This window comes from Microbacterium enclense, assembly GCF_004022425.1.
GTDB classification, from domain to species: domain Bacteria; phylum Actinomycetota; class Actinomycetes; order Actinomycetales; family Microbacteriaceae; genus Microbacterium; species Microbacterium enclense_A.
In genome coordinates this window covers 97,713-104,995 of sequence record NZ_RBZY01000002.1, presented here as the reverse complement: position 1 = coordinate 104,995, position 7,283 = coordinate 97,713, and the positions used below count along the sequence as shown (strand labels likewise).

At 68.9% G+C, this 7,283-nt stretch carries 6 protein-coding genes; 2 read left to right on the top strand and 4 right to left on the bottom strand.

The genetic code is table 11. The annotated features are described in order from the left end of the window. Nucleotides 1-95: 95 nt before the first annotated feature. From D8Y23_RS16650 to D8Y23_RS01075, 3 genes are all read right to left on the bottom strand, one after another. A complete protein-coding gene (locus D8Y23_RS16650; RefSeq protein WP_164878090.1) occupies nucleotides 96-269 on the bottom strand; it encodes a hypothetical protein in 174 nt (57 codons plus the stop codon). A 104-nt stretch (nucleotides 270-373) separates the two neighbouring features. Further along, on the bottom strand, nucleotides 374-1,828 hold the full coding sequence (rpsA, locus tag D8Y23_RS01080; protein WP_128216329.1) for a 30S ribosomal protein S1: 1,455 nt from the start codon (nucleotides 1,826-1,828) through the stop codon (nucleotides 374-376). Between the two features lie 247 nt (nucleotides 1,829-2,075). Continuing rightward, nucleotides 2,076-2,705 (bottom strand): TetR/AcrR family transcriptional regulator, encoded by a 630-nt coding sequence (locus D8Y23_RS01075; RefSeq protein ID WP_128216328.1) that lies wholly within the window; start codon nucleotides 2,703-2,705, stop codon nucleotides 2,076-2,078. 107 nt (nucleotides 2,706-2,812) lie between these two features. Between D8Y23_RS01075 and D8Y23_RS01070 the strand changes: the two genes are divergently transcribed. Both D8Y23_RS01070 and D8Y23_RS01065 read left to right on the top strand, forming a co-directional pair. Continuing rightward, nucleotides 2,813-4,312: an MFS transporter gene (locus tag D8Y23_RS01070; protein WP_128216327.1), complete on the top strand. Its 1,500-nt coding sequence runs from the start codon at nucleotides 2,813-2,815 to the stop codon at nucleotides 4,310-4,312. Between the two features lie 201 nt (nucleotides 4,313-4,513). Then, a complete protein-coding gene (locus tag D8Y23_RS01065; protein ID WP_128216326.1) occupies nucleotides 4,514-5,515 on the top strand; it encodes a lytic transglycosylase domain-containing protein in 1,002 nt (333 codons plus the stop codon). Nucleotides 5,516-5,571: 56 nt separating this feature from the next. Here D8Y23_RS01065 and D8Y23_RS01060 read toward each other — a convergent pair whose 3' ends face one another. Further along, nucleotides 5,572-7,269 (bottom strand): ABC1 kinase family protein, encoded by a 1,698-nt coding sequence (locus D8Y23_RS01060; protein WP_128216325.1) that lies wholly within the window; start codon nucleotides 7,267-7,269, stop codon nucleotides 5,572-5,574. Between the last annotated feature and the right edge of the window lie 14 nt (nucleotides 7,270-7,283).

Below are 7,283 nucleotides of genomic sequence, written 5' to 3'. Positions count from 1 at the left end.
ACACCGCCCCCCGGGCGTGTCGCGACCTCAGAACCGCGGAAAAACGCGGAAGTGGAGCGTTCGGGGCGTGGCGGGCCGCCTGGCGCCTGCCGAGGCTAGATCAGCGGAGGGATCCATCCGGCTGCGACAGCAGCGGCGGTGTGTCCGCCGGTGAACTCGATCCCGCCGAAGAACATCGCGCCGATGACGAGCACGAAGACGAATGCGATCGACAGGAAGAGCACGGCGACGCCGGCGATGGTCAGAAGCAAGGGAAGTCGAGATGCCATGACGACATTGTCGCGGATCGGTGGCATCCCGGCCGGGGCTTGCCATGAACGACCGAAGGCCGGTACCCCCGAGGAGGTACCGGCCTTCGGTGAGGACGAGAGGATCAGCGACCGCTGAGCTTCTCCCGCAGAGCGGCGAGGGACTCGTCGTCGGCCAGGGTGCCCTGCGCGGGCGACTCGGACGAGAACGAACCACCGAACGAACCTGCGTCCGTCGGGTTCGCGGCTTCGGCCTCGAGCGCCTTGGCGACCGCGGCCTTGTGCGCCTCCCAGCGACCCTGGGCGGCGGCGTACTCCTGCTCCCACTGCTCGCGCTGAGTGTCGAAGCCCTCGAGCCACGCACCCGACTCGGGGTCGAAGCCCTCGGGGTACTTGTACTCGCCGCGCTCGTCGTACTCGGTGACCATGCCGTACAGGGCCGGGTCGAACTCGGTGCCGCTGGGGTCGACCGACTCGTTGGCCTGCTTCAGCGACAGCGAGATGCGACGGCGCTCCAGGTCGATGTCGATGATCTTGACGAAGACCTCTTCGCCGACCGACACGACCTGCTCCGCCAGCTCCACGTGCTTCCCCGACAGCTCGGAGATGTGCACGAGACCCTCGATGCCGTCGGCGACACGGACGAACGCACCGAAGGGAACGAGCTTGGTGACCTTGCCCGGAGCGATCTGACCGATCGCGTGGGTGCGGGCGAACACCTGCCACGGGTCTTCCTGGGTGGCCTTGAGCGAGAGCGACACGCGCTCGCGGTCGAGGTCGACCTCGAGGATCTCGACGGTGACCTCCTGGCCCACCTCGACGACCTCGGAAGCGTGCTCGATGTGCTTCCACGAGAGCTCGGAGACGTGGACGAGACCGTCGACGCCGCCCAGGTCGACGAACGCACCGAAGTTGACGATCGAGGAGACCGTGCCCTTGCGGACCTGGCCCTTGTGGAGATTGTTGAGGAACGTGGTGCGCGACTCGGACTGCGTCTGCTCGAGCAGAGCGCGGCGAGAGAGCACGACGTTGTTGCGGTTCTTGTCGAGCTCGAGGATCTTCGCCTCGATCTCCTGGCCGAGGTACGGCGTCAGGTCGCGAACGCGGCGCAGCTCGATGAGCGACGCCGGCAGGAAGCCGCGGAGGCCGATGTCGACGATGAGACCACCCTTGACGACCTCGATCACGGAGCCGGTGACGACACCGTCGTTCTCCTTGATCTTCTCGACGTCGCCCCACGCGCGCTCGTACTGCGCGCGCTTCTTGGACAGGATGAGACGGCCTTCCTTGTCCTCCTTCTGGAGAACGAGGGCCTCGACGTGATCGCCGACGTTGACGACCTCGTTGGGGTCGACGTCGTGCTTGATCGAAAGCTCGCGCGAGGGGATGACACCCTCGGTCTTGTAACCGACGTCGAGGAGGACCTCGTCGCGGTCGATCTTCACCACGGTGCCCTCGATGAGGTCGCCGTCGTTGAAGAACTTCAGGGTCTTCTCGACCGCGGCCAGGAAGTCTTCAGCAGAGCCGATGTCGTTGATCGCGACCTGCTTGATGGCCGGGGCGGTCGTTGCGGTAGTCATGTAGTGGGTTGTCCTAGTTGGGTGGGTGTCGGGCTTCGACTCTTCGACGCGACCCGGGCGGATCACGCCGGCTGCGGCGCCTTCCGCCGGAAAGCGAACGGATGCCACGAGCCGAAGCGAAGCGGATTGTTTTCATGCGATGCCACAGGGCCGGAGCCCGGGCGTGGGGAACGAGCCATACGCGTGACACTCAAGGCTATCAGAATCCGACCTCGATTCGCGGGGCGGCCCGCGCCGGGGGTGCGCGTCAGTCCCGCGCGCGCAGGCCGACTGCAGGAAGGACGATCAGGTCGATGATCGACAGCAAGAAAGCCCGCGTGACGGGCTTGCGCTCGACCAGGAGCCGCTGCGCGACCATCGCCGAGCCGACCGAGGAGATGAGGTCGACGTCGATGGCATCCGTCACCTCGCCGCGAGCTATCGCACGCTCGATCAGGACTCGATTGGCCGCGCGACGCGGGGCCACCAAGGCCTCCTCGGCGACGTCCGCGAGCTCGGGCGACGTCGACAGCATCGAGACGATGCCCGCCATCACCTGCATCTTGCGCTGAGCGTCGGCGATCGAGGGCTCTTTGATCATCGCGACCAGGTCGCCGCGCAGAGTGCCCGTGTCGGGCAGGGCGGCGAGGTCGTACGCGCCCTTCTTCAGACATGCGATCGCGTCGATCACGAGTTCGGCCTTGGACGGCCAACGCCGGTACAGCGTCGCCTTGCCGGCGCGAGCGCGAGCAGCCACCTCGTCGATCGTCATGCGTTCGAACCCGGTTTCGGCGAGGACGTCCAGGGCCGCCTCGAGGATCTCGGGGTCGCGGCTGAGGTCGCGCTTGCGCCCGAGCCGGGGTGCTGGGGTGCCGGTGATCTCAGGGGCCGTCGCCATCGAGGGTCCTTCCGTCGGGGTCGAGCCGAGTCTACGTCAATACGGAACCCCGTGTTTCAGGAACATTTCATTTCCGAAACTCGTGCGTTCCGTATATGTTGTCGCGCATGACCTCCTCCCCCGTCTCCGCCTCGGCCGCGCCGTCCCGCCGCCGTTGGCTGACGCTCGCCATCGTCGGCATCGCCCAGTTGATGGTCGTGCTCGACGCCACCGTCGTGAACATCGCCCTCCCGTCCGCCCAGGCCGACCTCGGCTTCTCCGACGGCGACCGTCAGTGGGTCGTGACCGCCTACTCTCTCGCCTTCGGTTCGCTCCTCCTCCTGGGTGGGCGACTCTCCGACCTGTTCGGACGCAAGCGCACGTTCATCGTCGGCCTCATCGGCTTCGCCGCCGCCTCCGCGCTCGGCGGAGCGGCCCCGGACTTCGGTGTCCTCGTCGCCGCCCGAGCGCTTCAAGGCGTGTTCGGCGCGCTGCTGGCCCCGACGGCGCTCGCGGTTCTCACCACCACCTTCACCATCCCGAAAGAGCGCGCCCGCGCCTTCGGCGTCTTCGGCGCGATCGCCGGCGCAGGCGGAGCCGTGGGATTGCTGCTCGGCGGGTTCCTCACCGAGGCCCTCGACTGGCGCTGGAACCTCTACATCAACGTCGCTTTCGCGATCGCGGCGATCGTCGGCACGCTCATCTTCGTCGGCCGCGTCGAGAGCGACGGTCCGCGCCCTCGCCTCGACCTCCCCGGCACCGTCCTGGTCTCGGCGGGGCTGTTCGGCGTCGTCTACGGGTTCGCGCAGGCCGAGACGGCCGGCTGGGGGTCCCCCCTCAGCTGGATCCCCCTCACCGCAGCGGTCGTTCTTCTCACCGCGTTCGTCCTCTGGCAGCGTCGTGCCGGACACCCGCTCCTGCCCCTCGCCATCCTGACCGACCGCAACCGCTCCGCCGCATACCTCTCGATCCTCATCGCCGGGGCGAGCATGTTCGGGATCTTCCTGTTCGTCACCTACTTCCTGCAGGCGACGCTCCGTTTCAGTCCCATCCAGACCGGCCTCGCGTTCCTCCCCATGGTCGCGATGCTCGTGCTCGCCGCCCAGCTGTCGACGAACCTGCTGTTCCCCCGGCTCGGGGCGAAGGTGATGGTTCCCATCGGGATGGTCCTCGGGGCCGGCGGCATGCTGCTGTTGACGCGCCTCACCGTCGACAGCGTCTACGCATCGGATGTCCTGCCCGGCCTCGTCCTGCTCGGACTGGCGATGGGGTCGATCATGCCCGCTTCCATGCAGACCGCGACACTCGGGGTGGACCGGCACTTCGCCGGGGTCGCCTCGGCGATGGTGAACACGAGCCAGCAGGTCGGCGGATCCATCGGGACGGCACTCCTCAACACGATCGCGGCCACGGCCACGACCGCGTACCTCACCGACCATCTTTCGGACGGACCGTCGGCGATCGGTCCCGCGGCCGTCGCCGGCTACACCACGGCGTTCACGTGGGGCGCCGCGTTCTTCGCCGGCGGCGCGGTCGTGGCCGCCCTTCTGTTCCGGCGCCGTACGCGCGTGTCGGCGACACCTCCGCAGGTCGCCGACGGCGCCTCCGAACCCCTCGTCGTCGGTTGACACGCGGGGGTCGGGATGCGCGCCCCCGGCATCCCGACCCCCGCCCGGAAGAGCCGCCGACCAGCCAGTTTCTCCTCGACCAAAAGCGCAGTCCACCCAGGTTCCGTCCAGACTGGCGTGCCAGGCTCCCCGTTTCGTGCCCGCTCTACGCGGGTCGGACGTGCGAAACCCGCGCCGTCCCCCCGACACGAAACCGGTTCTATGCGCTCTGATTCGACGCCCTCGTCCAACCGCCGCGACCGTCGCCTGGCCTCCCGCCGCGCACGTCGCCGGCCCGCACTGACCGCCGGCGTCCTCGCCGTCGGCGTGCTTGCAACCGCCGCCCTCACGGGCACGGCACCCACCGCATCCGCCTCCCCCGCTGCCGATCTCTCGTCGGCCTCGTTCCGCCTCGCCGCTTACAGCGCCCCCGCGACGACCGCTGCTCCGGAGGCCCTCGCGGCCCGTGCCGCCGTGACGTCCGCCGGTTCCAGCGCGGACGCCGCCGCCGCGGTGCAGAACGACATCGCCTCCTCGGGACTCGACATCGGTCAGCCCGCCGCGGTGGACACCAGTGTTCTCGCGGCGGCGACGCAGCGTCTCACCGAAGCTCAGGTGCTGCCCGCTACGTTCCTGCCCGAGCTCACCGAGCAGGTGGCCGCCGCCACCTCCGCGGTCGATCTCCGCGTTGCCGAACTGCGCGGGAGCCTCGATGCTGCCGTAGCCAAGAAGCAGGCGGAGGAAGCCGCCGAGAAGGCGCGCGTCGAGGCCGAGGCCGCAGCCAAGGCGAAGGCGGAGGAAGAAGCGGCCGCCGCTCGCTCGGCCTCATCCTCGTCCTCGTCGTCCTCCTCCGGCGGCGGATCGTCGTCGGCCGCGCGTCCGGTCGCTCCGTCGGGTGGCGGCGGCTCCGGCGACAACAGCCCCGGAGGAGCTCAGGCGACGGCCCGCGGAATGCTCGCCGGCTTCGGCTGGGGCGACGACCAGTTCTCGTGCCTCGTGTCGCTGTGGAACAAGGAGTCGGGCTGGAACTATCAGGCCTACAACTCCAGCAGCGGGGCCTTCGGAATCCCGCAGGCCCTCCCCGGCAGCAAGATGTCGTCGGCGGGTGCCGACTGGCAGTCCAACGCCGGAACGCAGATCTCGTGGGGCCTCGGCTACATTTCGGGCCGGTACGGCAGCCCGTGCGGCGCATGGGGGCACTCGCAGTCCGTCGGCTGGTACTGAGCCACTGAACGATGAAGCGCCGCGCCGGGAATCCCGGCGCGGCGCTTCATCGTGGTTCACACACCGCTGCGGCGGGCGATCACCCCGGCGAGGAGCGCGTGGGCCAACGGACCGACCGACAGGATCATCAGGACCGTGCCGAAGAAGGCCTGCTCCGTCTGCAGCAGGATGCCGCCGATGAGGAGGCCCGTGAACAGCACCGCCGAGACCACCCGCCGACCCATGCGTTCGAGATCGCGCAGTCTCCGCTCGACGCGCGGCACCTGGGCGGACACACCGCCCTCCTCGACCCGATCGATGAGCGCGTCGAGCCGCCGCGGGAGGCGCGCGGTCAGGGCAGCTACCGACGTCGCCTCCCGGGCGAGTGCCTGAACAGTGTTGCCGCTCTCCTCGCGGATCAGCCGCTGCGCGTAGGGTTCGACGGCATCCCAGATGTTGAAGGCCGGGTCCAGTGCACTGCACATGCCGCTCGTCAGGGACATCGCGCGGACGATCAGCAGGAAGTTCTCGGGCAGTTGGAACGGCAACGCCCGAACGACGTCGCCGAACTCGACTGCGAAGGCGCGGAACTCCCGCGGATCGACCGCCTGCAACTCGGCGAAGCCCATCCCGCCGAAACGGGAGAACAACTGGGTCATCGCCCGCTCGAGCTGGACGGTGTCGGCGGACGGGAGAAGCACGCCGACATCGCGGATGCCATCCACCAACCCTTTCCCGTCTCGGGAGGCGGCCGCGATGAGCACGCGGCGCAGCCCCCTCCGCAGGTTCGGCGGCACGTCGCCCATCATCCCGAAGTCGATGAACGTGAACCGCCAGGGCGGGGAGCCGGCATCCGTGGTTCCGGGAAGCGGGGTGACGAAGACGTTGCCCGGGTGCGGGTCGGCGTGGAAGAACCCGTCGTCGAACAGCTGGTCGAACATCACCTGCGCGAAGCGCGCCGCGACCTCGGACGGATCGATGCCCGCCGCGCGGAGAGCGTCCACGTCGTTGATCTTGATCGCCGTGACGTCCTGCAGGGTCAGCAGGCGTCGCGTCGTGCGCTCCCACGCGACCTCGGGAACCGCCACTCCCCTCTCGCCGCCGAATTCCTGCGCGAAACGCTCGGAGTTCGCCGCCTCGTGGAGGTAATCGATCTCTTCCAGACTCGTGGCCGCGAACTCCTCCACGAGCGCCGGCATGTCGACGCGATCGCGCACGAGGGCGACGCGGCTGAGCCACACGCCGACCTTGCGCAACGCCCTCAGATCGACGTCGACGATCCGATCGATCCCCGGGCGCTGGATCTTGACCACCACCTCGCGCAGCCCAGTGTCCTGCGCGAGGGCGTCGGTGAGAACGGCGCGATGCGCTTGCCCCAACGAGGCGGCCGCGAGCGGCCGCTCATCGATTGAGGCGAAGGCCCGCTCCAGCGGCATCCCGAGCTCTTCCTCGGCGCGCACGCGCATCTGCGCGAAGGGGACCGAGGGCACCTCGTCCTGCAGGCCTTCGAGCTCTTTCGTGATCACGGGCGGAAGCACGTCGAGGCGGGAGGACATGAATTGCCCGACCTTGATCATGAGTCCGCCGAGATCGACGGCGAGAGCGTGGAACCGGCGCGCAATGACCTGCAACCGCCGGGTCCGGCCCCGCGCGGAGACGCGCTCGAGGCCGAACCGCGGCAGGAACAGCTCGTACCACCACGCCTGGACGAGGTAACGTGCGGCGAACCGCGTGATGCGCCGGTAGCGGGCGCGCATGAGGGCGTCGTCGGTCATCGGATCTCCGGGAT